This window comes from Proteus sp. STS61-E (genome assembly GCF_040932335.1).
Taxonomy (GTDB): domain Bacteria; phylum Pseudomonadota; class Gammaproteobacteria; order Enterobacterales; family Enterobacteriaceae; genus Proteus; species Proteus mirabilis_B.
In genome coordinates, this window is record NZ_JBFQGE010000002.1 from 1 (window position 1) to 24,681 (window position 24,681).

The 24,681-nt window shown below is 39.6% G+C and carries 27 protein-coding genes and 1 pseudogene; 2 read left to right on the forward strand and 26 right to left on the reverse strand.

The genetic code is table 11. The features are described 5' to 3' along the window. Positions 1 to 247 precede the first annotated feature (247 nt). Complete coding sequence (locus AB4J89_RS05690; RefSeq protein WP_196556791.1) at positions 248 to 385, forward strand: hypothetical protein; 138 nt, start codon at positions 248 to 250, stop codon at positions 383 to 385. 355 nt (positions 386 to 740) lie between these two features. Here AB4J89_RS05690 and AB4J89_RS05695 read toward each other — a convergent pair whose 3' ends face one another. Further along, on the reverse strand, positions 741 to 1,655 hold the full coding sequence (locus AB4J89_RS05695) for a toll/interleukin-1 receptor domain-containing protein (protein ID WP_368468455.1): 915 nt from the start codon (positions 1,653 to 1,655) through the stop codon (positions 741 to 743). Positions 1,656 to 1,911: 256 nt separating this feature from the next. Continuing rightward, positions 1,912 to 3,261 (reverse strand): hypothetical protein, encoded by a 1,350-nt coding sequence (locus AB4J89_RS05700; protein WP_368468457.1) that lies wholly within the window; start codon positions 3,259 to 3,261, stop codon positions 1,912 to 1,914. 432 nt (positions 3,262 to 3,693) lie between these two features. Between AB4J89_RS05700 and AB4J89_RS05705 the strand changes: the two genes are divergently transcribed. Beyond that, on the forward strand, positions 3,694 to 4,041 hold the full coding sequence (locus tag AB4J89_RS05705; protein ID WP_368468459.1) for a Rap1a/Tai family immunity protein: 348 nt from the start codon (positions 3,694 to 3,696) through the stop codon (positions 4,039 to 4,041). 28 nt (positions 4,042 to 4,069) lie between these two features. Here the strand turns inward: AB4J89_RS05705 and AB4J89_RS05710 are convergent, their stop codons facing one another. The 24 genes and pseudogenes from AB4J89_RS05710 to AB4J89_RS05825 form a co-directional block, all read right to left on the reverse strand. After that, entirely contained in the window at positions 4,070 to 4,426 is a 357-nt protein-coding gene (locus AB4J89_RS05710) for a hypothetical protein (RefSeq protein ID WP_368468461.1), read from the reverse strand. 80 nt (positions 4,427 to 4,506) lie between these two features. Beyond that, on the reverse strand, positions 4,507 to 5,196 hold the full coding sequence (locus tag AB4J89_RS05715; protein ID WP_368468463.1) for a hypothetical protein: 690 nt from the start codon (positions 5,194 to 5,196) through the stop codon (positions 4,507 to 4,509). Next, the gene (locus AB4J89_RS05720) at positions 5,196 to 5,528 is read right to left on the reverse strand and encodes a hypothetical protein (protein WP_368468465.1); all 333 of its coding nucleotides are present in this window, start codon (positions 5,526 to 5,528) and stop codon (positions 5,196 to 5,198) included. Before AB4J89_RS05720 ends, AB4J89_RS05715 begins: the two co-directional genes overlap by 1 nt. Beyond that, entirely contained in the window at positions 5,518 to 8,721 is a 3,204-nt protein-coding gene (locus AB4J89_RS05725) for a phage tail protein (RefSeq protein WP_368468467.1), read from the reverse strand. Before AB4J89_RS05725 ends, AB4J89_RS05720 begins: the two co-directional genes overlap by 11 nt. 14 nt (positions 8,722 to 8,735) lie before the next feature. Beyond that, positions 8,736 to 9,386, reverse strand: coding sequence for a tail assembly protein (locus tag AB4J89_RS05730; RefSeq protein ID WP_368468469.1), 651 nt, complete (start codon positions 9,384 to 9,386; stop codon positions 8,736 to 8,738). After that, positions 9,290 to 10,018, reverse strand: coding sequence for a C40 family peptidase (locus AB4J89_RS05735; protein ID WP_368468471.1), 729 nt, complete (start codon positions 10,016 to 10,018; stop codon positions 9,290 to 9,292). The genes AB4J89_RS05730 and AB4J89_RS05735 overlap by 97 nt, the downstream gene beginning before the upstream one ends. 21 nt (positions 10,019 to 10,039) lie before the next feature. Further along, entirely contained in the window at positions 10,040 to 10,744 is a 705-nt protein-coding gene (locus tag AB4J89_RS05740; protein WP_368468473.1) for a phage minor tail protein L, read from the reverse strand. 51 nt (positions 10,745 to 10,795) lie between these two features. After that, positions 10,796 to 11,341: a hypothetical protein gene (locus AB4J89_RS05745; RefSeq protein WP_368468475.1), complete on the reverse strand. Its 546-nt coding sequence runs from the start codon at positions 11,339 to 11,341 to the stop codon at positions 10,796 to 10,798. Between the two features lie 103 nt (positions 11,342 to 11,444). After that, the gene (locus AB4J89_RS05750; protein WP_368468477.1) at positions 11,445 to 11,603 is read right to left on the reverse strand and encodes a hypothetical protein; all 159 of its coding nucleotides are present in this window, start codon (positions 11,601 to 11,603) and stop codon (positions 11,445 to 11,447) included. A gap of 100 nt (positions 11,604 to 11,703) precedes the next feature. After that, positions 11,704 to 12,237: a hypothetical protein gene (locus AB4J89_RS05755; RefSeq protein WP_368468479.1), complete on the reverse strand. Its 534-nt coding sequence runs from the start codon at positions 12,235 to 12,237 to the stop codon at positions 11,704 to 11,706. Then, the gene (locus tag AB4J89_RS05760; RefSeq protein ID WP_368468481.1) at positions 12,227 to 12,529 is read right to left on the reverse strand and encodes a hypothetical protein; all 303 of its coding nucleotides are present in this window, start codon (positions 12,527 to 12,529) and stop codon (positions 12,227 to 12,229) included. Before AB4J89_RS05760 ends, AB4J89_RS05755 begins: the two co-directional genes overlap by 11 nt. A 135-nt stretch (positions 12,530 to 12,664) precedes the next feature. Beyond that, entirely contained in the window at positions 12,665 to 12,994 is a 330-nt protein-coding gene (locus AB4J89_RS05765; protein WP_161710446.1) for a phage tail protein, read from the reverse strand. Between the two features lie 7 nt (positions 12,995 to 13,001). After that, a complete protein-coding gene (locus AB4J89_RS05770) occupies positions 13,002 to 15,998 on the reverse strand; it encodes a phage tail tape measure protein (RefSeq protein ID WP_368468483.1) in 2,997 nt (998 codons plus the stop codon). Beyond that, positions 15,919 to 16,242: a phage tail assembly protein T gene (locus AB4J89_RS05775; RefSeq protein ID WP_368468485.1), complete on the reverse strand. Its 324-nt coding sequence runs from the start codon at positions 16,240 to 16,242 to the stop codon at positions 15,919 to 15,921. The genes AB4J89_RS05770 and AB4J89_RS05775 overlap by 80 nt, the downstream gene beginning before the upstream one ends. Positions 16,243 to 16,307: 65 nt before the next feature. After that, positions 16,308 to 16,709 carry a phage tail assembly chaperone G gene (gpG, locus tag AB4J89_RS05780; RefSeq protein WP_161710448.1) on the reverse strand — a complete coding sequence of 134 codons (402 nt, stop codon included), beginning with the start codon at positions 16,707 to 16,709 and terminating at the stop codon, positions 16,308 to 16,310. A gap of 66 nt (positions 16,710 to 16,775) precedes the next feature. Then, positions 16,776 to 17,234: pseudogene (locus tag AB4J89_RS05785) on the reverse strand (phage tail tube protein); the annotation flags it as partial. 4 nt (positions 17,235 to 17,238) lie between these two features. After that, a complete protein-coding gene (gene gpU / locus AB4J89_RS05790) occupies positions 17,239 to 17,637 on the reverse strand; it encodes a phage tail terminator protein (protein ID WP_368468488.1) in 399 nt (132 codons plus the stop codon). After that, positions 17,634 to 18,197, reverse strand: a complete 564-nt coding sequence (locus tag AB4J89_RS05795; protein WP_368468490.1) for a phage tail protein — start codon at positions 18,195 to 18,197, stop codon at positions 17,634 to 17,636. Before AB4J89_RS05795 ends, gpU begins: the two co-directional genes overlap by 4 nt. A gap of 9 nt (positions 18,198 to 18,206) precedes the next feature. Further along, entirely contained in the window at positions 18,207 to 18,479 is a 273-nt protein-coding gene (locus AB4J89_RS05800) for an ATP-binding protein (RefSeq protein ID WP_161710451.1), read from the reverse strand. Positions 18,480 to 18,487: 8 nt separating this feature from the next. Beyond that, entirely contained in the window at positions 18,488 to 18,826 is a 339-nt protein-coding gene (locus AB4J89_RS05805; RefSeq protein ID WP_161710452.1) for a capsid cement protein, read from the reverse strand. An 88-nt stretch (positions 18,827 to 18,914) separates the two neighbouring features. Continuing rightward, entirely contained in the window at positions 18,915 to 20,906 is a 1,992-nt protein-coding gene (locus tag AB4J89_RS05810) for a ClpP-like prohead protease/major capsid protein fusion protein (protein ID WP_368468492.1), read from the reverse strand. After that, the gene (locus tag AB4J89_RS05815; RefSeq protein WP_368468494.1) at positions 20,872 to 22,362 is read right to left on the reverse strand and encodes a phage portal protein; all 1,491 of its coding nucleotides are present in this window, start codon (positions 22,360 to 22,362) and stop codon (positions 20,872 to 20,874) included. The genes AB4J89_RS05810 and AB4J89_RS05815 overlap by 35 nt, the downstream gene beginning before the upstream one ends. Next, positions 22,359 to 22,574, reverse strand: coding sequence for a hypothetical protein (locus AB4J89_RS05820; protein WP_004247869.1), 216 nt, complete (start codon positions 22,572 to 22,574; stop codon positions 22,359 to 22,361). Before AB4J89_RS05820 ends, AB4J89_RS05815 begins: the two co-directional genes overlap by 4 nt. Then, positions 22,571 to 24,673, reverse strand: a complete 2,103-nt coding sequence (locus AB4J89_RS05825) for a phage terminase large subunit family protein (RefSeq protein WP_368468496.1) — start codon at positions 24,671 to 24,673, stop codon at positions 22,571 to 22,573. Before AB4J89_RS05825 ends, AB4J89_RS05820 begins: the two co-directional genes overlap by 4 nt. Between the last annotated feature and the right edge of the window lie 8 nt (positions 24,674 to 24,681).

Below are 24,681 nucleotides of genomic sequence, written 5' to 3' on the forward strand. Positions count from 1 at the left end.
CGTTATTCTCAATATGCCTTCCAATACTACAAATCTTAAAAAAGTTATTTATTCAAAATACAATAGTTACCTTACTTAGTTGATATTTTAATCCGGTATATATACCCAACGTAATTCAAGCTGTAGGCTGAGCGCAACCTACAGTTTGAATGAATAAGGGTATATGATCACATTATAAACACATTAAGGAAGATGCATTGTTCGGAGGAAATCATTCAGGCTTGGAATGACGCAAGGAGCAGCTTGTTTGAGTATACATCCCATGAGCCTCCTTTCCTCCCCCCCTGTTTTAAATGACGGGCAGAACTGGCAACCTCATAATGTCGCAGTACTCACTGCGGCATTATTCATCGAATCCGTTTCTGCTAAAATCTATCGTACTTGAAGAGGATCGGAAGTAATTCACGGTCAAACAGCTTAGCCAGCCCCCATTTATTGGGGCTTAGAATTATTCGTAATCCTCTATCAACAGCGAGAACATCAGGTGGGGGCTGGGTAATATAAGTGGCAACGACAGTGTATTGATAACCTGTTTTTTGGTCAACTTCATCATTTATGCCTATGTTGGGTTAATCAGATTAACCTTCTCGATAAACAAGGTCCTCATTCCCCGACCGTGAATGTTCGCTCTTCGCTCAAAACAGCCCTTCGAATTCTGTATACGGACTGTTTAGTACCAGAAGCGATCGTTGTTGGAACGAAAAACTATAAGTATCATCAATTAATTCCCCAACATTTCACTAGTGTTTTTCAAGTATTTCATAAGAGAACTCCACATGAGGATGAACATACTCTGCTGAATTAATTTCGCACTGCACATTATCAATTGTTATAACGCAGAGAACCCCATTGGTGTTTAGTAGAACAGCCTTTTGCCCTACACTCGGCGTAACAGCCCTACCTGGAGTTAAAAAAGAATCGACAGTCAGAGGATCAAAATTTGGAACTGTAATCAGTCCAACAGCTTTGAGTCCTTCATCTGTATAGAGGTAAACACTACTATATGAACATCCACTAAATGCTATTTTAAACTGGTACTCTCCGTAACCAACTGTATAGCAGGCATGATCTCTGAATCGAAAAATCACGCTTCCCTTAAGCGCTGGATTGGCATAATGAGCAGGATCACGAAGAATATCAATATGTTCAAGCCGTATGTCTCGTTGACGAACAACTGATAATGGAATTGCATGTTTTTTATTTGCTGGCAGTCCTTCAATCCAACGCCAAATAGCATCTATCTGTATAGAACCAGGAAACTCATTTCTATCGGGACTTGAGTTAAAATCAAAGCCCTTTGGATTATACTCCTCTAGCCAATTAGGTAATTTTCGCTCAGGATTTCGAACAAAGATAACAGACAACCATGTGGCTGGCTTGGTTGTAAAAGCATCTTTTATCCATTTATTCTCGATACCAACACCTGAGTTCGGTTTATTATTAGCTCGTTCGACATAGTTTTCGTCAACAATCAACAGTACATGATTCGTTGCCACAACCTCTTGCATGAAACCATTTAAACTTGAACCATAATTAACAGATTCATCGATTTTAACCGTATAACCAATAAGGTCGAGATGACTTGCGATTGTTCTAACCCATTCCCTATGGATATCAGAAGTCCAAGCATACGAAATAAACAGATCGGTTTTCATTTATTAAGTCCCAGCTTATACAAGGCGATAAAAAAGATTTTCTATTCTTAATTGTTGATTAATAAATTCTATTATATAAATCCAATTATGAGATAGATACTACCCTTACCTGTGTTACGGTATAAAAATAGGGCAGGCGTTCCCAATTTATTATTTGCTCCTCATTCAAAATCACTTGTAGCTACTGTTAACGATGACTATCGTAAATAACACTCACTCTAAAAGTTAGAGCAATAGCAGCACTATTTAGAATTATTTAACAATTGATTTTGATTCCATGACGCTTAAATAAAGCATTGAAGAAAACCTTTACTTTAGAGGAAACATCATCCCTCTGAAGTTCAATGCCTGCAAAACGATAAACATCATAACCTGCTAATTTTAAGCTACGATCACCTGCAACCAAATCGGCATATTTGCTTCTACTTGCTCTATGCATACCATCTGCATAATGCTGAATTCCATCGATTTCTATCACAACCCTGCCACCAGCAGGGAATAACATAAGAAAATCCATACGATGATTGAGCAATGCTTGAGCTCCTCGCTCAGAAATAGTTTTTGGATCCCAGTGCAACCAAACCTCAGGTAGTAATGCAGGTAGGTCATAAACTAATTGACCAAATTGGTGGAAAAATTCTCTAAAAAATATTTTTTGTGGTGGTGATGTATCAGGTAAACCTTGTAGTAATCGACGATAAAGCGTTTTTTTTGCCTGTTCGCTATCCTTTTCATCAGTTAAATCAGCCCACCATATTTGCAGGTCTCGCCAACTTAATCCTTCAGGGCCTAATGGCCTATCGTAGATTAGTACCTCATCTAGATCTGAAAGAATTTCAATTTCATTATCAAGAGAGTTACTCAAACGAATATCAGGTTTGGCAAGGGAGGCGAAAATAATATTCTTGGGACGTGTACGTAATCCCCGCAAGGAGATCAAGTTAAAAACTGGATAGCCGTCGACATCTGATACATGACTTAGCTCAGCTCCACATGTTCTCAAAACAGTGTTAATAGTTGTGACAATAGCCAATTGTATTTCAATATCAATTTGCACGTCCGCAGATACTAAGCCTTCTAACCATCGGCGAAAACGTGAATGGGATAATTCAACCACACCCAATTCATCAAATAGCCATTCTACATCAGCATGTTCAGGGCATTTAACAAAACGTCGTTCAATTTCTGCCAAAATACCTGTTTCAGGCATTAAGAACATTGAACTTAAATCAACAGGAATAATAAAGATATCGTTAATTAGCTGCTTAAAATTTTCCCAGTGATGAAAAAGTTTTAGCGGTTGTAAAACTACCGCCAATTCTCGACGATGTCTTTTCGAGATCTCGATGCTTAACTCATCCTCCCACAACAAATCTTGGATTTGGTTACGAACTCTTTCATTTAGAATTTGTTGTGCTAACAGTTTTTCTGCAAACCTCGGTAATTCTACGTCATCAAATAAGTCAAAAGCTGAATATAATCGTTCACGCTTACTTCCACTATCCTCTGGTATCGGCAATCCCAATTGACGGCAAAATTCAGGAAGTTCTTGGTGAGTGCAATAACTGTTTAAATTTCCAACTTCTGGACGAAGCAATTCTTTCAAAGCCAAAATATCCATTAATTCATATGTCCTTATTTCTGACCTAGCTTCCTATTATTAATACACATTTTAGCTAAAAATATCATAATAATAGTTATGTTCGATTATGAGGTCAGTTTTTTACCTTTTCTTCAACTTGCTTATAGATTATTTGATGTAAAAAATAGACATAAATTGTAAGTATTGCAATGCATTAAGCGAATAGCCACCAATCCGTAGACACTAACTAACCTTTTTTATTCTGGTTTTCATATTATCCACTCACTTAAAATTATAATATTTATATGACACTGAAAAAATCAGAATAAATGCTTGTACAATTACTAAAGCATGTATAATGCAAAATATACTAATACTTTAGATTGACAATTTGAACGAGAACAAACCGATAGCTAGATTAACCTCTAACCAAATAAAACATAGAATATTAGATCAATGAAGAAAATCATCTTTTTAATTTTATTAACCATATCTCCATCCGCATTCTCCTCAGCATATACAGCAGGAGAAATAAAAAGATTCGCAATTGCTTCAAATAAGGCTTATACAAAAGGAGAGTTATCCAACAAAGAGCTTATGGATGCATCTATCTTCCAAGGATATGTTGCTGGTATATATGATTCTGGTGAAGGAATTTATTACTGTCCTCCTATTGATGCTACCCTAGTAACTCTAAATAAAGGAGTTATTAAATACATATTAAATAACAGAGTACCTGACTCTTCTTCAGGTATGTCCTTAGTTGTTAAATCATTAATGTCTGCATTTCCTTGTGGAAGATAAATAACAAGGATACTAATCCAAGGATGGGTTAGATGATTAATAAACCTTCTCTAAATAACGAATATACAACAGAAGCTCGTGATTGCGCGCCACTCTTTTGCTTTCTTAATTCTGATAAAGATATTGTTGGATTAGTTTTCATCAAATAAATTAGGTTATTAGCATGCTTTTTTGATTCATTCACATTTCTCTTTGAATATTTATTCTTGGGAATATGTTTTATATACCCTAATTCGCATAATGCTATAAAAACACTTCGAGGGCAGCTTTTAATCTTTTTATCACTTTGTTTACCATGCTCTTTCTCCCATATAGCATAAATATCATCACCTTTGCTATACAATTTAATTACTTGTATTGATATTTTTCCATAATCAATCGCCATACTTAATCTCCTCTAAAAACCTAATTTTCATTAAGGTATTATGATGTTAGACCAGATAAAAATAAACAATTTAAAGCAAACTACAAAACCCTATTTATGTTTTCCACATCAACTACCAAACATGTTGCTGGAAATCTCGATATCTCTTCTCTTGCAACGTTTGTTGCCCATTTAATAATTTCTTTATATCGAATTTGAAGCACATTTTCTTCTCTTCGAATAAAAGTTTCCATCAAAGCACCTTCAAAACCATCTTCGCAAATTCCAGCCATACCGCCACCAAAAACAAAGGCTAAATCCTTTATGTTCGGTAGCGGATAATTTATATTTTCTTTTTGTGGAACAATAAAATAATCAACTATTTTTAGTATTCCCCAGTTTGAATTATAAACCGTCTTTTTTGTTTTGCTGTTTTTTACAACTAATCCATATTTTTCATTAAAAATATTATTGGGCTGATCACCAAACTCATAAATATCAACAATACCCTCTGAATCATAGCAAGGTTGTGATATATAAACCGCTTTCATCTTGTTATTTACAATTCTTGAGGTGATCCTAATAAATGCATGTTTAGGTGATATTGCTAATAACTTTGTATTGGGGTGCGGTGGTATTGTAAATTCTTGGCTATAACCTTCATTATTTGATGTTATCCCACCAGTCATTCTTATGACTCTTCTACCAAGACAACACATCACTTGATTATGGCTATCGATCTGAACTTGCCTATTTTCACCGCGGATGACTATTCCATATTTATTTTTCATTAATAAACACCATAGTAGAGTTTTATAATATCTTCATATTCACCATCAAATCCATTGGTATACATATTTTTTAATTCAAGTTTTATGATCCCATTATTTATCTCTAATTTAATATCACCTGCCAATCCCATCAAAAATGCCGAGCCAAACCAAGCGAAAACCTTGCCATATTTATTTAAATTTTGATGATCAAAAATATACTCTTTTTGAGTATGCCGTGGGATGGGTGTTATATCATGATAACCTACTATTCTTCCTACTCTGTCAGTAGTATTTAATAAATCCATATCATAGATTGCTGATCTAACCAGTATGCCATATTTATTCTTCATTGCTGATATCACCAATAATAACAACGTTATTTCCAAACTCATCTTTGACATATAAATTTTGTTCTGTGAGGGAAGTACCACCATTACCGCCATAAAATTCTAATTTATTATTTTTTACGTCAATAATAAAACCAGACTCCTCGGGATAATAATTATTGGAAGTAATAGCTTCTGATAAGACTAATTTTCTGATCATAGCTTTATCAATTAACGCATCTCGAATAAAAAACTGTCCATTTTTTGCTGACATAAACAGTTCCATTCGGTTATTTTTAGGATTATAAAAGGCAAAGTTATTCGCATTAAATCCAATATAGGAAGTGATCTTCTTATTTTTAATTTCAGCACTTACCACAAGGCCACCAGCATTATATTTAATATTATCTTGGATAATAGTAATGTTCATTGAATGCCTCGCATATCCACTTGATTGCGTAAATTGCGCATTCATCTTTTGATTAACAATGCCTGACTGCTGATTAAACTTGGCTTGAACCTGTTGTTGATAAGTTGATTGAGCTTGTGTTATTGAGGAAATAGCTTCCTTTTGGGTAATAATATCCGCTTCCGTATTTTCTATTTGAGTTCGGATCTCCTTAATATCTTCTCCTGTCTGTTTACTGTATTTTTCAAATTTCCGAGATAAGTGATATTCATTATAACGGAGTCTTTTAACAGTAGTTTCATTCCAATCGACAGTTTCACTCAGTGTTTTCCATGCCTGGGTTTCTTGTAATTCTTTATTTAAGTTCTCTAATATTTCTCGAGTGTGGCTCTCCGGTTGCCCTCTTCCTTCCACAAATTTTGAATACCCTACGGCATTCACACTACGAACATAAATATAATAGGTATGCCCTGCTTTTAGATTACGCCCTTGTATAACCCACATAGAGCTAACACCTAAATATTCCGCACGACTTTCCACTTCGCGAATGTCCGTGATCTGTTTTTCTGAAAACCAAAACTCATACTGCGCACGTAGGCTATTTTGACCGCCAGAACGCGGAATAATACCCAAACTAAAATAACCCGACTCCACTTCAATATAACTCGGTGGCAATGGTGGATTAATCGCAAATGAGGTTGTGGCCACATCGCCTTTTTGTTTCCTATCATTCTGAGGTACAACTGATAAAACGTAATTTCCTTGAGGCAAACCACCAAAACGATACATCGTGTCCGTAGTTGACGCAGTGCCGACAATGCGATCACCCGTAGTGAGTTTTAATAAAAAATCGACTCCTCGGCTGGAATAAGGCGTATTCCAACTGGCTTCAACTTGCCACGCGCTCGCATCCGATTCGATATCCACAGAAAGATTTTCAACGGGAGGAATAAACCCACCTAATGGTGTATCGGGTTTTGGCTCAAACTTAGCGCCTTTATCGACAATTGCCTCTTTTTCTGGGGTATGTTGCACTGCGATAACTGTAAAACTAGCATCACCATTATCTGCCAAGCTGATAGCACGAAATAATCGACGACGTAAAGACGGGAGTGTTAACGTCCAAACTCCACCTTCTTTTAACCCTAACGGGAAGGTATCTAGCTTTATTTGATTGGATGCGGGATAGTTCAGCACTTCATAAGATTGCGGATCACCTTGTGCATTGATAAGTGTGACGCTTGATTTACCGCTTTTGGGTGTGTCGATATTGCGATCTAAAGTTAACGTTTTAGAGGCATAATCAATGTGTGTTAGCCGTCCACCAATTTGATTGTCCGCATAATAATTATCAGCAATTTCGATAATATCACCCGGCATATGACGCAAGCCTTCACTACCAACAGTAAACTCAACCGTCTGTGTCTCTAATTTCTCAGTCGTTAATAACCAAAGACCATGACGATGAGCCTGTCCTCTGCTAGTGCAACCAAAGGCATCCACACGCATTACATTACGCCCAAAGCGGGCAATACTGGCATCATCTTCAACCAACTCAACACTAGTTTTCCAGCCATTATCGGGATCGATAAAACGAACCTCGACGGCAGTATGACGCGATTTTAATGCACTAAAACTATATTGAAAGTTGCCATCAATCACGTTGGCGTTAGTATAAGGCCACACCACATCAGACGGTCTATCTTGAATAAAGGTTAATGTTCGCCCATTCCAGACAGGCATAATGCGCATCATGGCACACATATCACCCATCACATCATAGGCTTTGCGCATATCCGTAATGTAGGCATTACACGTCATACGTGGCTCTTTTCCACCAAAGCCATCATCAACTTGCTCATCACAATAACGACCGATTGCATACAGAGCGAATTTATCGACCTCACTGATATTGAGGCGTTTCCCCATACCATAACGGGGGTGAGTTAACAAATCCCATAATATCCATGCGGGATTGTTGGTAAATGCAGGTTTAAAGGTGCCATCCCAAATACCTGAGTAAATCCGTTTATCCGGATCATAATTACTCGGTACCTGAATGATACGGCCTTTAATTAAATAGTTACGGCGAGGAAATTTATTACCAAACTGTTCACTATCAAACATTAATCCCGCAACAGCAGAACCCGGATAAGTTTGTGAAATATCCACTAACTCAGAATAGCTCGACCAAACGGTATTATTTTGAATTTTGTCAGAAGTGCTGTCTTGAGTGATACGGATCATGCGTACACTGAACGGTACGGGCGGTAAATCATCCAACACAACCGCCATTAAATAAGGCGAATTAGAGCGCTTGCCATTAATCGTGACATTTTTCTCTGTTATCCATGCCCCTTTGCGCTGAACTTGGATCTGCAATTGAACAGAAGTGGGTACACGATCACCGTTATCTTTTGTTTCAACCAGTGCTTGTGTACCAAAGGTTAGGCGTAAGCGGTCAATATTAGGCGAGGTAATGGTACGAGTAACGGGTGAGTTATATTTAACCTCAATCCCTACGGGCACTTCATTCGCAGATGCCGTAAAGCCACTCATTGCTGGTTGCTCTAACGTTCCCGCCCGCCATTGTGCATACATCCCATTAATGGTGCTATTACCAGAACCGTCTATCACCGGTATATCATCTAAATAAATACACCCTAAATCATCCATCGAGCCTTGAACATGGATCGGCCCTTCGATTGGGCCCTCGCTGATTAAATCAATTAATGAGGCTTTTTGGCGTGATGTTAAATCATTTGGTGCCTCATACGGTGTTTTTTGACCGCCACCACCTTTACCCATAATACGAACTCCTCTTATCCACCGTGTTTGCCTGCATCGATATCTTCACCGTCACTGTCATCCATAATTTCAACAGATTGTGAAATGACCCGTGAACCACACATGATTTCGCCGTAGGCAATAGGAACAGGCATTCCTTGAGCAACCGCGTTATCAAGATTGCTAAAATAGGTGTTGCCTTTTTCTTCATCACTACGAGATAAATTAGATGGCTTAGGGGATGGGATCAGCATTTGAGCGACACCACCAATCATCATGGCTGCACCACCTGCCATTAAGGAAGTGGCTACTGTTGCGGAGATCCACGCAGGCCCCCACCATCCCAAAGAAAATAAGGCAGCACCCGCAACAAACTGAAAAACACCGACGTTTTTAGCCCCTGATAATTTCGGCACAATATGGACGACTGCGTTATCCGGTAAAGTCTCATTGAATTTTTGGTTAACTTCTTGAGGGGAAATATCGGTACCGGCAATGCGCACTTGATACCAACCATCACGAATTGCTAAACGTAATGCTGGAATTTGAATAAAAAGCGCATGAAGCCCTTCAGAAGCGGTACTTACATTCAAATCAAAGCGACGTCCAAATCGTTGCAAATTCCCGTAAAGTCGGAAGGTTGCCAATCGCGGTAATGCCAGATTGAGTGAGTCATTCGTTGCCATCGTTCGTTATACTCCTCGCGTTTGCTGAGTTGATTAGGTATGTGATGCAAAATCGTTTGGTTGCCTAAATAGATCCCCGCATGATTAGCGCGAGAGCTGGCATAGCAACACAAAATAATATCGCCGGGCTGGGCTTCTCTTTTTACCTGTCGAAAGCCACTGCTCACCATATTATCGAGATACAATTCTTTGCCTTCGCGCCACCAATTATCGTGACGCTCAAAATCTGGTAGTTCATGCCCTGCTAAATGGTACGCATCTCGAAACAACCCATAACAGTCTGTTGAGCCATGAATAAACTGGCGACCTAATAGATGAGGCACCGGTTGATAGCAGTGAATTTTTTCATCACAAACCACGAACCACGGCAACGCGCTGTTCACCTGCAGTTGTCGATCTAAAGGGCTGAGATAAGGCTGACCGTCAGGATGGCTATGCACAACCGCAATCACCTCGCCCTGTTGTTCAGCACGAATAAAATCATCAAAAGAAATCGTGAAGTGGTTTTTCGGATCAGCGTGCTGATTAACACAAGGCAAATACTGTTCACCCTGAGCAGTACTTATCAATAAGCCACACGCTTCCAAGGGCGCTTGCTCTTTTGCATGCGCCAAAATTGCCTGTTCAATCATAAGAAATACCTTAGGAGGGAATTAACTATTACCAATGCGGGAAGTGGAGACAAACGCGCCTATACGTGATTCGTTTTTTCGTAACTTACAATCACTAAGGCGTTTACCGCATTTGTCTTTTAATGGATCGGTGGTTGGCTTTCCCCATTCATCGGCAACAGGAGGCCCTTTATATCCGCACTCTTCAGAACGATATCCCCAAGGGCAGATATCCGACAAAATAACGCGACCGGGAAGCATCAATCCATCTGTTTCACTGGGTGTAGCGAGCATAAAGGTAGCGGTGACTGAATTTAAGCTAGTCATCTGCTCAATGATCCAGCGTGTCACAATTTCTTGTGATGGGTCAGCATTAGGATTGCCTTGAGGAAAATTTACCGCATCCAAAAATTGGGTGCTGACAATGCGACGTACCACCAGCCCACCAATTGCACTATCTAACTGACTCGCAATACCAGTAATCAGCCCGAATAAATTAGACAATGTAATAGTGGGTCGCCCTGAAGGGCCTTTACCATTAAATGAAAACCCCTCACCTTTTACAGGGTAAGGCTCATAGGTATTTCCCTGCCAGATTAGCGGCTCTTTACGCTGATTGAGTCCATCAAAAAAGCGGTACCGAATACCGCCTATTTTAGTTAAATCAAACTCGTAAAGTTCAAGCAGAGCATCACTGGAAGAGAGTTCGGTAACACTAATTCGCATTTCAGGAGGAATATGTTGCATATTAGCTCCAATAAAAAACCCGCCAAAGCGGGTCAGTATCACAATATTTTTTTAATTTTCTAACCAATACTTTATACGTCGCATAAATGTTATTCGTACTTCAGAAGGTAAAGAGGATTCAATATTATTTATTAACTCTTCGCAATGTAGAAATAATTTCTCCTTTTTCACATCAGGATTATGCTGAATAATACTTAGTGCAAGTTTTGCAATTGACTCATCATCAATCATAAAACCATCTTTTTTAGGTATTAATAAAGATTTTATATCAACCTTTTCAGGTACTTCATATTTTTCTTTATCTTCAAGAGCATCAGGCTTTTTATTTCCTATTATCTCAACTTTATTATTGTTATGAATAAAGCTACCTATAACACTCTTTTCGATAGTTTCTTTTATAATAGCCGTGCAGTATGAAATAAAACCCATTAATGTGATAAAACATCCTAACATCAAGGTATTATTTTTACTTGCGATTAATCCCATATTATTTATTTCACCATAACTTGATGAAACTCTTACTGTTACACTCATATTTAATGCATAGATAATAGCCAATAATCCAAAGGCTATTAATATGGCACCGAAAACTCGCATAAATTCTCCAGAATAAAATAAATCATTTTAACTATAGAATAGACTAGTTTGACTTATATTAATAATTATATTTTATTAAAGGCATAAATAATTACAATTCTAATTATTTTATTCTTCGTCTATCTACAGATTGTAATACACTAAATTTTCTTGCCACAATAATATCTTTCGGTTTGTTCTTCTTTTCTTCACTACTCTCATTGGGTTTTAGCTTTGATTTATATGAAGTTCCCATCATAGCCCAAAATGTAATTCTATCCATAAACGCCTTCGATTATTTTATAAATTATATCTGTAGATAATTATTTGATTACTAGTTTAAATTAATAAAATAATGAGCATTTAAATACAACAATTATTTATCAATGAGAGTTAAGAAATGAATTATACTTTTTATCAATATCATTTATAAAATCTTCAACAACCCTAATACAATTTACTAGTTTATCTTCTGTGATTTGCGTTTCTTGACCATCCATATTAAATCCATTCCTATGAATAAGATCATGTCTCGTTTCTAATAAAGAAAGTAATTCTCTACTGATATTAAACTTGATATTAAAAACATGTTTAAAGTATCCTTCTATATCATTTAAGCGATGCCAAACTAAATTTTTCATCTTATCAATAAGAATATTATCAATATCATTCATTGATAGATTTATTGCTTTAACTAACGGTAGGTTATCGGTATTAAACTTCCCATGAGAAGATAATTTAATCAGATATTTTCTATTTTTTGTAATCTCATTGATAAATAAGCCTGATAAATACTGTTCCATTAAGCTGACCACATTAGAATAATATAATTTATTATGGAAAGGATCTTTGCTTTGATTTCTTATATTTTCAATCCCTGATCGAAATATATTATAAAATGGATTATTAGTAGTCATTGGGTTGATACTCCACTTTTATATGGTTTAATATCTCCTCATTCTGTGATCCAATTTCTAAATTCCAATCGATACCTGTATTTGAAGAATAAATATTTATCATATATTCGTTACCCTCATCATCTTCAAATGAATCATCATTTTCAATGACACTATCTCTATATCTATCAGCAAGTAAATTGAATGAAGGTACACTCACAACCGCAAGCTCTTGATTGTCTTTTAAAATCACTAAATAGCCACCAAACACAGCAGGTAAATCTTCATTACCCTCTAAAGTGAATTTCGACATTATTAATTCTCCCACACTAATCTCGCTATAAAAGAAAAATGTAAGCATACTCTATACATGTATCAGAGACAAAAAAATCATTTTCCTCTTCTATCCTTTATTTTCAGACTGATTACACATTAATAATTAATTTTATTAATTAACCACTTGCTCAAATTCGGCTTCAATTTCACTGCGCATTAGTTTGACTTGTTCTGACCATTTACGGCAAATCACTTTGATATAGTCAGCTTGGTATGGAGGTTGCCAAAGAAAGGCTTTAACACCTTGATGTTTTGCTAAAAAACGATCGATTTCTTGTGATTCAGCGTGTGTCGATAGAAATGTAACATTATATTTGGCTGTATTAGAATTTAATCCGTCAGGTCGTCGTTGTTCATAACCCTCCCCCAGTTTTACCGATTTCACTCTAGGTTCAGATACTTTGGTCATATCGGGCTTCACTTTCCATTTAAAAACGTCCATATACCTCCTATATTCCACCACCGTCACGACGCTGATTTAAAATGTAATCTTGAGCACCTCGCTTGCTGATTTCATAGATTTTTTTCAACACTTGAGGCCCTATTTGCCCATGACTGCTTTCATTTTGAATAGTGACATTATTGATTTGAGTGAATCCTGCACCTTGATTCGGTATTTTAGCAACAACGCCTAATTTGCCATCAATCCCTCGGCGAAGAGGAAAAATACCTTCTGGCCCAGCTTCACCCATCACTCCTGCACCTTTAGCAAAAGCAAATAATGTAGGGCGATTAACAATATGCCCACTATAACGGCTAAGGCTTGATGAGGAATAAACACCACCTTTTGCATTAGCGACAGGTGCACTAAAACTACCAAAACCGAAGGCTTCTAGACCTTTTATTAAAGCCATTTTAACTAAGATATTCGTGATCATTTTAAATATCGATTTAGTGAATGCTTTAAAATCGGCTTCTCTTTCTACTAATACATCTGTTAACTGGCCACTAAATCCGTCTAATGCCATTGATGTGGCATTTTTAACTTGCGTGTTAACATCTAATGCTGTCTCACGATAATCAGCCCACGCACTTTTCGCCCCTGCTAACCAGTTGCTTCGTTGATCGTCCTCCGCTTCAAATATTTTTTGTTGCTCTGCGACCATCATGGATAATTGGGGATTATCTTTATTGTCTGTTAATAGTTGTTCTCGCTGATTATTTCGTTGAGTTTCTTGGCGAGAAAGTCCTGCGTTTGCCTCTATTGCTTGACGTTTTTTAATTTGTTGAGTGAGATATTTTTCAGCTTGCGCTTGCATCTTGTTTACGCGTTGCTGTAATGCGATTTCATCGCCAATTAATGCTAATTTTTCTTTTTGTGAGAGGATATTATCTTTGTGAACTAATAACGATTTTTCAGTTACCGTTAATTGTCGAGACTGAGAAGCTTGTTCTAAGAGGGTAAATTGCGCTTGTTGTTTTTGAAAGTCTTTACGTTGTTGGCTAATTTGTTGATGCGTATTGTGATGTTTTCTGAGTACATCAAGCTGGGCTTGTAATGCGAATAAATCACGCGAGGCGTTCTCCTCTTCGCGCTTTCCAGCAGAGACGCGATTATCACTTCCTCGTCCCCTTCCTGGTATTTGACGATCTCTTAATCGATAATTGATCATCGCTTTAGCTTCTTCATACTGATCTTTGGTTAAGGCATATTTCTCTTTTTCTAATTCAGCTAATTTTTTTAGCCGTTGTGTTTCCCAACTATAAAAACTTCGCCATTTCTCTTGTAATCTGATTTGGTTCACTTCTAATTGATTTGCCACCACTTCTGCTTGTTTTTGTGCATTCTTAAGATCAATATCGCTCACTTGCTCTTTTAAAGTGGCGATTTTTGCTCTGATTTCATCAAGACGATATTGAGGAGTTATCACAATATTACTGAGGCTCTTTAATAATGACTCTTGCTCTCTAATTTGATCGTTTAATGTCTCTGTACGCCCGATATTGAGCATGGCATCCCAGCCTTTTTTAGCTGTATTTTTTATACTTACCCATGCTGACTCTAAATACCCAAGATTCTCAATAATATCATTAGCACCATCATTGATAGATTGTGCATAAGCATCAATCGCTAATCGAGCTGCTTCAGTTTTATTGCCTTGCAATTCGAGAGTTCGGATTTGCTCCAATTGAGATGCGGTGAGGTGGTGGTTCGCTTTTTCTAATTCAAGCGACATTTGAAGCGGTTCATCTTGCAAGCGTTTAAACTGATCAATCGTGGTATCAATCGCCTGCCCTGTGATGTAATTCATCTGTGCGGCCGCTTTTGAAACGCGGGAAATTTCATTATTAGAAAATGCACCTGTACCGACGACACTCGAAATTGATGATGCCATTTCACCGCGAGTGATACTGCCACCAGCAAGGGTTCGTGCCATTTCATTTAATTGGCTGGCAGATTTATTGGCGTAGTTACCCGTTAATATTAGTTGTTTATTAAACTGAGAAAACTCTCTTTCTGCATCATAAGCTAATTTTGCAACGCCCGTTAAACCTACAGTGATCCCTCCCCAAATACCACCACGAACCAGCGAGCCCATATTAAAGGAGTTAGCAATACCTTGAAGGCGACCAGATAATGATTTGCTATTTTTATCAAACTCTTTGGTTTCTTTGCTTGATTCAGATAATCGACGAATATAGATCTCGGCTGAAGAGCTCACACCAAGTTGAGAGGCCTGATAGCGCAACATCTGTTCACGGCTTAAATTTTGAGTAGCAACTTGCTCCTTTAACCGCTGAATAAATCGTGTTTTTTGTTGTGTCAGAGACTCTTCTTCTCGGCGTAACTTCATTGACTCTGAAGTAATGGCAGAAATAAGTACCTGATAATCGCGCTGATGAATGGTGCCTTTTTTTACTTCTTGGTTTAACTGAGCTTGAATGGCCTTTAATGCTGATTCGCTACCTGATAACCCTTTAACGGCTTCAATTTGTTTATAATATCTCTCAGTATTCGCGTCTTGCTGATCTTGTATTGCCTTTATTCTTGATTTAGTGACATTCTGAACTTCGGCGAACTGTTCACCTGTAATCTTGAGCTTGTCATAAGCCTTTGTTGATTTATCTAAAATATCAGTGAGTTGCTCAAGCGCGTTTCTCGTTTGACCAACACTTTGTGCTTGCTCTATAAAGGCATCTGCTTGTTTGCGTGATTCAATAGCTGCACTCGCTTCTTCCTGAGCGATCCGCTGATAATAATCTGCACGTTGTTGCTGAGAAATTTCTTGTTGATTATTAAGCTCTTGAAGAGATTGTGCAGTGCTTTCTGCTGAACTACGGGCAGATTGCGTTTGCTGTTCAACTAATTGAGCCATACGCCGTTGACTGGTTTCGGCTTTTTCTGCTGTTTCTTGTAACTGGCGTTCAACACGCCCCATTTGCTGACCAAACTCTACTGTATCCGCACTTAAATTCATCGTTAGATCGGCAATTTGTTGGCTCATATCGCACTCCGCCCGCCATTCCTTCGCTAATTGTCATCATTGTTTCAGCCTTCATTTCATCAGTATCTTCCTTATTTAATAAGGTAAAGTCGGCTAATGAGCAATTTTCCTTCCCTGTTAATGCCATCATTATGGTGCAATTTAATCCCGCAAACACCCAATCATAAAAAGGGAGCGTAAACGGCACTTCACCGAAATAGCGCCCCCAGTCCGCAAGTTCACTAGACGACATTTCACTCAGCATTTTATGCCAATCTAATCGCCTGAATTCATGAGCTAAACGTAAAATAAATTGATGTTCGCGGGTTCTTACTTTTCCAATGACTCATAAGATGTGGGTTCTCCATTTTCTTCTGGAGGAGAAGATTCTGATGAAGGGTTACTGGGTAACATATCACTCAGTAATAACACTTCTTTTGCCACACTCTCTAACATGCTAGGAGGCCATGTATTAATAACCTCTTTGTAAACATCATTTACCTCTTGAGGTTCTCGTTGTAGTAATGCACAAGAAACTAACCAAGCATTTGCTTCTACGGATAAACGTAAATAAAAAGCCGTGCGTTTAATATCATCATTGTTTTTCTCTGGCGCTTTGTGTTCCGATTGTTCAACAAGAAAATCGAAATATTCAACTCGTTGTAGTGCTGATAATTCATGTATCACAATATTATTTTCACCATAACTGAGTGTTTTTTGTTTTAAAAACATAATTTATTCCTCTTCTTCAGTAAGTTGAGTTACTTTTTTTATTATTACAGATGAGCTAGGCAAAGTTTCAGCCAATGTAGGACGGCCATTGTTGGTAATTTTAATTGTGCGAGTGATCATTTCTTTGGCAGTAACCGTTTTACCTAATGCACTTATCCAACCTTGGTAAATATCGACAGCACCATTAGGAAAACGAATGCGATAGTAACGAACACTTCCTTTATCAAACCAACGAATGATCTCTTTTTGCCCTAGTTCATTAGGCAACCATGCCAGTGTAATGCTCGCTTCACCCGCTGATTTCTCACCTTGCATGGTTATTTTCCAATCCGCATTTTCATCATCAAGATAAGTGTCGTCTTGACTTTCAGCGGTAATTTCTCCGGGTTGAAGTTCTTTAACTTTGGCTATTTTTATCCAATCTGTATCTGAAAAAGGGGCTTCCAATGGGTTATTTTCACCGAGATAAAGCCATAATGTGGTACCTGTACCTTTAATCGGCGTCAGTGGGGTTGTAGTCATAATCGCCTTATAATACATACTGTATATGGTAGGTAAGATCAGCAGAACACCATAAGCCAACATCATCATCACGTTGATAGTCATAACCATGAGGTGTCATAACATCAATTAAAGAGATGAGCGAAGGTAGCGTATTCAAAGCCGGATAAATTAGTGTTTCTATCCATTGATCTAATTCGGTATCTGGGTTTTTCGCTTCAAGAAAAAGAGTAATATGGATAATCGCTTGCCAACTATCCGTATCAAGCGTGTCGCTAATCGAGATCGAATCTGTTAAATAAATCGCAATGGCGGGTAATTCTTGTGCATCAATAAAAAAGGGGCGTCCATCAAAAAATGTCACCCCTGTTACATAAGGTATTATCGCGTCTTTCACTTTCTGTCGTATTTGAGCATGTTTACTCATCTCACCCTCCCGTTAATATAGAGTCTCAATTGTTGCTTCAAGGCATACCCCATTTCTTTCGGCATTTCTGAATGCATTAATCGTTGAGTTTTTTCTTGAAAGGCTTGGGTTAGAGGTATAACGAGTGGGATTTTTACAACATCAATGGGATATTGATCCTTTGTAACACGTTGAAGCACATGCCAACGCCCATTATTAAGTTGCTGAATAAACGCATCGGGGAAAGAAAACTTCCCCACTTTAAGAACGCTCCCCTGATTTTTTTGGTATCGTTGTTTTCGAGACAGTTGAAGTCGAGCTTTACCTAATGCTATGGCTGGTAAGTTGCCTCGGTTTATCACCATCCTTGCACGGGGCTTTGTATAATTACTTTTGGCTTTATTGAGTTTGACACGCCGTCGGATTAATCGCTGTGGTACGCCTGTTTTTTTCGCTACTCGCTTTACACTATGACTGATCACCCGTGTTGCAACACGATTAATCGCTTGCGCCGTCGCTTTAGGAACCATTTGACCATTGATACTGTTAAGGTTTTTTATTGCCTGATCGAGTCCTTTCATATTTGTTCCTTATATTATCCATATATGTGGTTTCCCATTAAATTGTTGATAGCGAGTCACTTTGTAAATGTGATTATCCACTTCAACCTCATCACCACGTTGAGGATGATAATTTTGGGAAAACACGATATAACTCACGCTATTACCCTGAATCGGGCCTAATTCAGCCATAAAGTAAGCGTCAATAGCTTGATAAGCGATCCCATTTATTCTGATGTTTTTTCCAATCCGTTTTGCAGTAAGGCTATCCATTTGATGACGCAGATATTCAAATACGCTCATTGTTCCTTCTATTCGTGTTTAGGTATTCCAACATTTAATTTCACGGCAATGGTACTGTCAGAAACTTCAACATCCTGCCATACCATCCCTGCGGGCATTCCTTCTGCATCAACAACTTCATTGTTTTTAATTAATGCTACCGAGCCTGCTTTTAGTGTGATCCCTGTTTTTTTGTTAAGCAAAAAAACGCCTTCCGTGATCCCATCCCCCACACTTTTTATCGCAATATCGGTCAATGCAACCGTGGCAATTTTCCCCACAAAAACTAGCTGACCACTTTTGATCACATGTTGGGTCGTATTATGTATGGCAATGGTGTTTCCTGCTTGTACATAATTTTTAGCCATAAAAACTCCTTCCAATACCGAAGTACCAGATTTTAGATATAAAAAAAGCCCATCAGGGCATCAGGATAAAACGAAGAAAAAAGACGTCTTACTTACCCGTTACTTTCAGTAGACCGCGATAATCAACTGGTGCTACACCCGCATCAATACGCACTTTTGTCGTGACACCATCAGAAGTGAAACCATCAAGCTGATCAATATACGGTAAATCAATCCCGTTTAAGTACGCTACCTCAATGGTGTCGCTACCTTGACGTGAAGCCATATACCAATCTTTCTCGCTCGCATCATCTAAACGAGGTTCAGCGATAATTTCCGCTAAATCACGGATTGGGTTAATAATATTAGAATTAACATCCGCACCTTTCACGCTACCTGATTTAACCACTTGGGTTGCTTGTGTTTCCAGTGTGGTCGGTACCAACATAAATGCCGGTCGAATATTGAGTGTACGTTCACCTTCTTTCTGTTGACGCATCGCGGTGCGACCTGCACTGATAGTTTCTACATCCATCCCGCCGGTAATCATGTTTTTATGATCGGCACTAAACAGCGCTTTTTTATCGCTCATTTTTTCATTGTCGACAAGCACCGCATACACCAAATCACCGATGGTGGCTTTCGCTGCTTCACCTAATTTCTTTGGTACATCCGTCAACATATTCATGTCATCATTGATAATGGCTTGACGGGTGATGCTAAATAACTCACCGTAAGTCGCCAGCGCGATGGTTTCGCCTTTATCGTCCAGTGTAACGTATTTATACTCAGCCCCCTCACGCACTTTACGTAATGAAGGGAACGCACCTAGACCAACACGATGTGCGGTTTTAAAGTCACTAAGTTGTCCTTTTTTCGTCCATTTTTCAAAGGTTTCTTCGTTTTCTTTCCAGCCAAGCAAAATAGCTTTATTCGCGACATCCAGCAGGATATTACCGAAGTCAGACGTGCTATGCGTAAAGGCCATACCAATCATTTGCATCGGATTATACATAGCCACACCAACACCACGTTCTGTCAATGATGCGCGCGCTAATTCACGCAGTGTCATGCTATTAAAGGCGTTATCTTTTTCATAATCTTGATAACCCGCACGCGCCATCACAGAGGCACGCACACTGTCGCCCACGATATTGCCGTTTCCAGCGTAAATATGCGCATTACCTTTATTTGATGGTTCAGGATTTTGTTGTTGTGCAACCGTGTTAAGTAATTGCTCACGCGCTTTCTCAATAGAACAGCTCGCATCCGCTAAACAAGTGATCATCAAATCATTGTGACGCCCACCGAACATGGCAAATAAATCTTTAATCCCATTTAATCGCGCTTGCTCGTCAGCATAGGTGGCGCTAGGTTGTGGCTCCGGTGCTGGCACTGGAGTTGGATGAGGTTGTGTAGGACTCGTGGTGTTTTTAGGGGTAATTTGATTTTTAATTGCACTTGGCATAGATGAAAATTCCTCAATTCGTTTAGATGTAAGACTCGCCATTGCTTTTACTGGCTCAATCACTTTATCGGCGAAACCGTGTTCAACACACTCGTCACCATCCAGCCATGTTTCCTGCTCTAACATGGCAGTAATTTCTTCTGTTGTTTTTCCTGTTTTAGCCACATAAGCAGGAATGAGTACGTTTTCTAACTTGTCGAGCAAGTCAGCATATTCACGCATATCATTCGCGTCACCCCATGAAACGCCCCACGGTTTGTGGATCATCATCATGGCATTTTTCGGCATAATGACCGTATCACCCACCATCGCAATGACCGATGCCATTGAAGCAGCCAAACCATCGATATAAACCGTGATTGTTGCCGAGTGGTTTTTAAGTTGGTTATAAATAGCGATACCATCAAATACCTCACCACCCGGTGAATGAATATGAAGGTTGATATGACTGAGATTCCCCAGTGAGATTAAATCTTCCGTAAAACGTCTTGCGCTAATTCCCCAACCGCCGATTTCATCATAAATATAGATATCCGCCGTTTGGTCTTCTTTAGCCTGCATGCGAAACCAGCTTTTTTGATTTACTGGCCCCGACATTTTAGGCATCGTCATCAAGTTCTTGTTGCTTAGCATCTTGTGCCCCTTTGTCATTAGAAGGATCAGTATCAAATACCAGTCCCAATCGTTTATTTTCGTCAATTTCAGTTTTACGACGACGCTTCACATCTGCAGGGTTGCCTCCTTTAGCACGTATCCAGTCACTTTCTGTTGACGCACCACCACGTAACAAGGTTTTCCATGCCTCAGACTCTTTTTTCGGATCAATCCACGGCATCACAGGGCCACTGTAAACCGCATTAAACAGTGATTTAGCGTCAACATCAGGAGGCACTTCGATCACACCACTGGCTATCGCCATTTTTAACCAATTGCGATACATAGGACGGCTAATACCCGCCACAAAGGTATCTTGAAAAATGTTATAACCTTCAAACGACTCCACCAGCTCTTGTCGTTGTGCGCTATATGTGCCGTTATAGTCACGGGCGATACTGGAATAACTGCCACGACTACCTGCAGAAACCGCACGTAATTGTCCATTGCGAAAGGTTTGTAGATTAGGATTGGGCCGGTCTGATTTGATCATGCCCACTTCTTCACCCGGCTTTAAACCGTCGTAAATCATGCCCGGCTGAATATCGATGTTACGTTGCTCATCTTCATCGTATTCGCCGTCAGGAAAGGAACCTGCATCCCCTTTCTTGATGTACATGCCCAATGAAGCTGCGATACGTGCAGAGGTTAATTCCGCATCTTCATAATCTTTTAACGCACTTAAGCGCATTAAGATCCCCGAAAATAAACTGACACCTCGCGCTTGATGGAGCCGGCGAGTGAATTTCAGGTGCAACATATTTTCGGCATCGATGGTTTTGATATCATCCAAATTGGCACTAAATTGAGGGAGGTTTTTATATACCTGATACCCTGTGGGTCTCCCCCATTCATTAAATTTAATGCCTTGGATAATTTTACTTTCAGGCATATTCATGTGGATAGGCACAAAGTCAGGCTCTAAGGCTTCGAGCCAAAAATAGATATTGGCTTGAGGATCTAACCCCTTGGCTTTACCTTTGACGAGCTGAGCAAAGACTTCACCATCACGTAGCCACGTTCTCACCAATAAACGTTCTAATACAGGGCGACTAAATTGCCCTGTCACTTCGGGTAACACGGACCATTCCGCCCAGGCTTGACGAATTTGCGACGCTAAATCCTCATGGATTTGCCCTGCGCCACCTAAGGGCTGAGGCTCAACAATAATGCCCTTTGCCCCGACAATGCGTTCTTCCATCTTGTCGAGAATGCCGATAGAGATATCATGATTGTTATCTAGCCATCGGGCTTGCTCCCGTAATGATGTGCCACCAAATTGAGTCAGTTGGTTACCATTACGATTTTCACGTTTAGCGGGATGAGTACGAGTGGGTAAAACGGCTTCATAGGCTTTAATTTGTAAGCGAGAGCGGAGGCGCAAGGCTTGCCAGTTTGGGGCGAAATAACCAATGGCGTTGTCTAATAATGTCATCTAAACCTCGCTAATTTATACATCGGATTGCCTCGTTTTCTCGATATCAACGCCGACAAACGAGATTCCCAACGCTCACGACCTTTTATGATCTCGTTGAGATTTTCCATTGTCATGGCTTGTCCATTAAAGGTGATGGATTTTCCTTTTAATACCGCCTCTTCCGCTAAACGGTATTGCTCAATCATGTGTTCAATTTCTTCTTTCGTCATATCCAGCCTCCGCTGTTTGATACCGGTGCCCATGCTGATACGGCAGGCGTTTCCTGTTTTTGGGTTTCGGGTGAGGGTTTTATTTCAGGCTCTGTGGCGATATCGGCAATTGGCGGGGATGAGGAAAGCATTACATCAGGCAATCTCGCCCATTTAGGCGGTTTTTCCCAATTAATATTCTCGTACCCTTTTAATATCACCAAGGCATGGGCGTAAACCATCAGGTCAAATGCCTCATTAGCACCTCGACCCGGCTTTTCCCAATGCCCTTTTTCATCACGCTCTTCATACGTCAACTCGTCATAGAACGATTCATCCAGCCAATCAGGGAAATGAATATAATTAGGTCCGACGGTATCGCGCGATAACGCAGAACTGATCCGGTCTTTGAGTTGATACGTTTGCAGTAAATAAAGAGGCACATCCCCTTTCGCTTGGGCACGCCGTTCAGAACGACTGGTGTTATCAGGGAATGATTTAGTAATTAACTTACTGCGTTTATGCCCGTCGCCCTTAAAGAGATAGACTTTACGGTGTAATCCCTCTTTTCGACAGCGACGCCAAAATTTATAAGCATTATCAGTAACGCCATCTTCACCACCAGAGTCCACGCCCAACATCATGATTTCCATTTCATGGTGAGGATAATGTTGCAATGGATAGGTTTTCTCTAATACATCCGTGATTAATACTTGCCAATCCTCAGGATAAGAGCCCGGATCAATTCGACGGCATTCACCGTTGTTGTCATAACGTAGGGATTGGGTGATTTCAAAGCGGTCAATCACCCAGCGTTCGCCTTTTTCACCATAACCGACCACTTGCACCACAAAGCGTCGTTTTTTACCGCCCTGTACGTCAACGGTGGCAACCAAGAATCGTACGCCATCAGGAACAATCAATTCGCCTAAGTCTTCAACACGATTGATTAATTCATCGCTTCGGCGTTGCTCTTGTGCTGTGCGCGGTAAATAAGGCAAGCCCCAGTCTGTATTGGTGACCGCTTTTAGGGTTTCTTCACTGCCGGTTAATTCGTATTCTTGTTCTGCCGTCAGTAATTTATAAACTAACTGAGACAACGTTTGATAAGCAGCAGCAGGTCCTTCCATCCAAAAAGAAGCAATACGCGAACGACGTCCAGTACCTGATATTCTTCCTTGCTTATCAATGGACTGCCCTTCAATCAACCACACCCCTTTATTGTTGAGATCCCGTTTTTGATGGGGTTCGATGCGACCTAAACAGTGCTGACATTCCACATACGCAGATTCACTTGCTTCTACGGGATCTGGATTATCACGATACCCCTTTACCGCATCATAAATAGGCTGAAAATATTCGTGGCAGTGAGGACATTGCCAGTACCAGCGACGGCGATCCCCCCGATTATAAAGCGATAGAATACCCGTTGTGGGCGGAGCTTCGTGAGAGGATAAACGACTCCATTTAGTATCAGTAATATCTCGCCCCGGAGAGCTTTCCACCAACGTCATACCCGCTGACATAAAAGTAGTTGTCCGTTTTGAGGCTAAAGAAAAGCCATCTCCTTCACCGTCAATATCTTCAGGAAAACGGTCATAATCGGTGAGTGCCACACATTTAAAGTCAGATGAGGACATCACATTAATCGATGGCCACCCCATTTTTAAAAAACTGCCCGATAAAAAGTATTTATCAAACACGTTATTATCGTTACGACGAGGGCTGAGTTGCTTACTGACTTCAGGACTACAACGGAAGGTGCGAGAAAGCCGTTTTTTACTGTGCTCTTGTGCTTTGTCTTGCGTCATTTGCACCAGTAACATATCAGACGGATCACATACAATATTGTAAATTACCCATCCATCAATTAACCCAACTGTCTTTCCTGTTCTTGCTGGCCCCACAAATATCACTGCATCATAGAGCCGTGACGATAAACAATTCATAGGTTCAACAATGTAAGGGGATACAGCAGGCACCCAAGGAACAGAATTGCCCGCACCTACTGGTACTCGCATATATTTTGCCACTGCATCTGCAACCAGCATTCGTCTCGGTGCTTTAATGAGTTGTGCCACATTTTTACGTAACAAAGAGGCAGATATTGGTTTAACCATTTCCCCTC

Coding starts and splice junctions, on each gene's coding strand:
- AB4J89_RS05805 (WP_161710452.1), bottom strand. CDS start 18,826: ATGGCTAAAAATTATGTACAAGCAGGAAACACCATTGCCATACATAAT.
- AB4J89_RS05810 (WP_368468492.1), bottom strand. CDS start 20,906: ATGCTAAGCAACAAGAACTTGATGACGATGCCTAAAATGTCGGGGCCA.
- AB4J89_RS05695 (WP_368468455.1), bottom strand. CDS start 1,655: ATGAAAACCGATCTGTTTATTTCGTATGCTTGGACTTCTGATATCCAT.
- AB4J89_RS05765 (WP_161710446.1), bottom strand. CDS start 12,994: ATGGACGTTTTTAAATGGAAAGTGAAGCCCGATATGACCAAAGTATCT.
- AB4J89_RS05740 (WP_368468473.1), bottom strand. CDS start 10,744: ATGCAACATATTCCTCCTGAAATGCGAATTAGTGTTACCGAACTCTCT.
- AB4J89_RS05770 (WP_368468483.1), bottom strand. CDS start 15,998: ATGAGCCAACAAATTGCCGATCTAACGATGAATTTAAGTGCGGATACA.
- AB4J89_RS05720 (WP_368468465.1), bottom strand. CDS start 5,528: ATGAAGAATAAATATGGCATACTGGTTAGATCAGCAATCTATGATATG.
- AB4J89_RS05815 (WP_368468494.1), bottom strand. CDS start 22,362: ATGACATTATTAGACAACGCCATTGGTTATTTCGCCCCAAACTGGCAA.
- AB4J89_RS05795 (WP_368468490.1), bottom strand. CDS start 18,197: ATGAAAGGACTCGATCAGGCAATAAAAAACCTTAACAGTATCAATGGT.
- AB4J89_RS05825 (WP_368468496.1), bottom strand. CDS start 24,673: ATGGTTAAACCAATATCTGCCTCTTTGTTACGTAAAAATGTGGCACAA.
- AB4J89_RS05755 (WP_368468479.1), bottom strand. CDS start 12,237: ATGACTACTAATAATCCATTTTATAATATATTTCGATCAGGGATTGAA.
- AB4J89_RS05775 (WP_368468485.1), bottom strand. CDS start 16,242: ATGCTGAGTGAAATGTCGTCTAGTGAACTTGCGGACTGGGGGCGCTAT.
- AB4J89_RS05750 (WP_368468477.1), bottom strand. CDS start 11,603: ATGGATAGAATTACATTTTGGGCTATGATGGGAACTTCATATAAATCA.
- AB4J89_RS05800 (WP_161710451.1), bottom strand. CDS start 18,479: ATGAGCGTATTTGAATATCTGCGTCATCAAATGGATAGCCTTACTGCA.
- AB4J89_RS05735 (WP_368468471.1), bottom strand. CDS start 10,018: ATGATTGAACAGGCAATTTTGGCGCATGCAAAAGAGCAAGCGCCCTTG.
- AB4J89_RS05715 (WP_368468463.1), bottom strand. CDS start 5,196: ATGAAAAATAAATATGGAATAGTCATCCGCGGTGAAAATAGGCAAGTT.
- AB4J89_RS05725 (WP_368468467.1), bottom strand. CDS start 8,721: ATGGGTAAAGGTGGTGGCGGTCAAAAAACACCGTATGAGGCACCAAAT.
- gpU (WP_368468488.1), bottom strand. CDS start 17,637: ATGAGTAAACATGCTCAAATACGACAGAAAGTGAAAGACGCGATAATA.
- AB4J89_RS05730 (WP_368468469.1), bottom strand. CDS start 9,386: ATGGCAACGAATGACTCACTCAATCTGGCATTACCGCGATTGGCAACC.
- AB4J89_RS05820 (WP_004247869.1), bottom strand. CDS start 22,574: ATGACGAAAGAAGAAATTGAACACATGATTGAGCAATACCGTTTAGCG.
- AB4J89_RS05710 (WP_368468461.1), bottom strand. CDS start 4,426: ATGGCGATTGATTATGGAAAAATATCAATACAAGTAATTAAATTGTAT.
- AB4J89_RS05760 (WP_368468481.1), bottom strand. CDS start 12,529: ATGTCGAAATTCACTTTAGAGGGTAATGAAGATTTACCTGCTGTGTTT.
- gpG (WP_161710448.1), bottom strand. CDS start 16,709: ATGTTTTTAAAACAAAAAACACTCAGTTATGGTGAAAATAATATTGTG.
- AB4J89_RS05745 (WP_368468475.1), bottom strand. CDS start 11,341: ATGCGAGTTTTCGGTGCCATATTAATAGCCTTTGGATTATTGGCTATT.
- AB4J89_RS05705 (WP_368468459.1), top strand. CDS start 3,694: ATGAAGAAAATCATCTTTTTAATTTTATTAACCATATCTCCATCCGCA.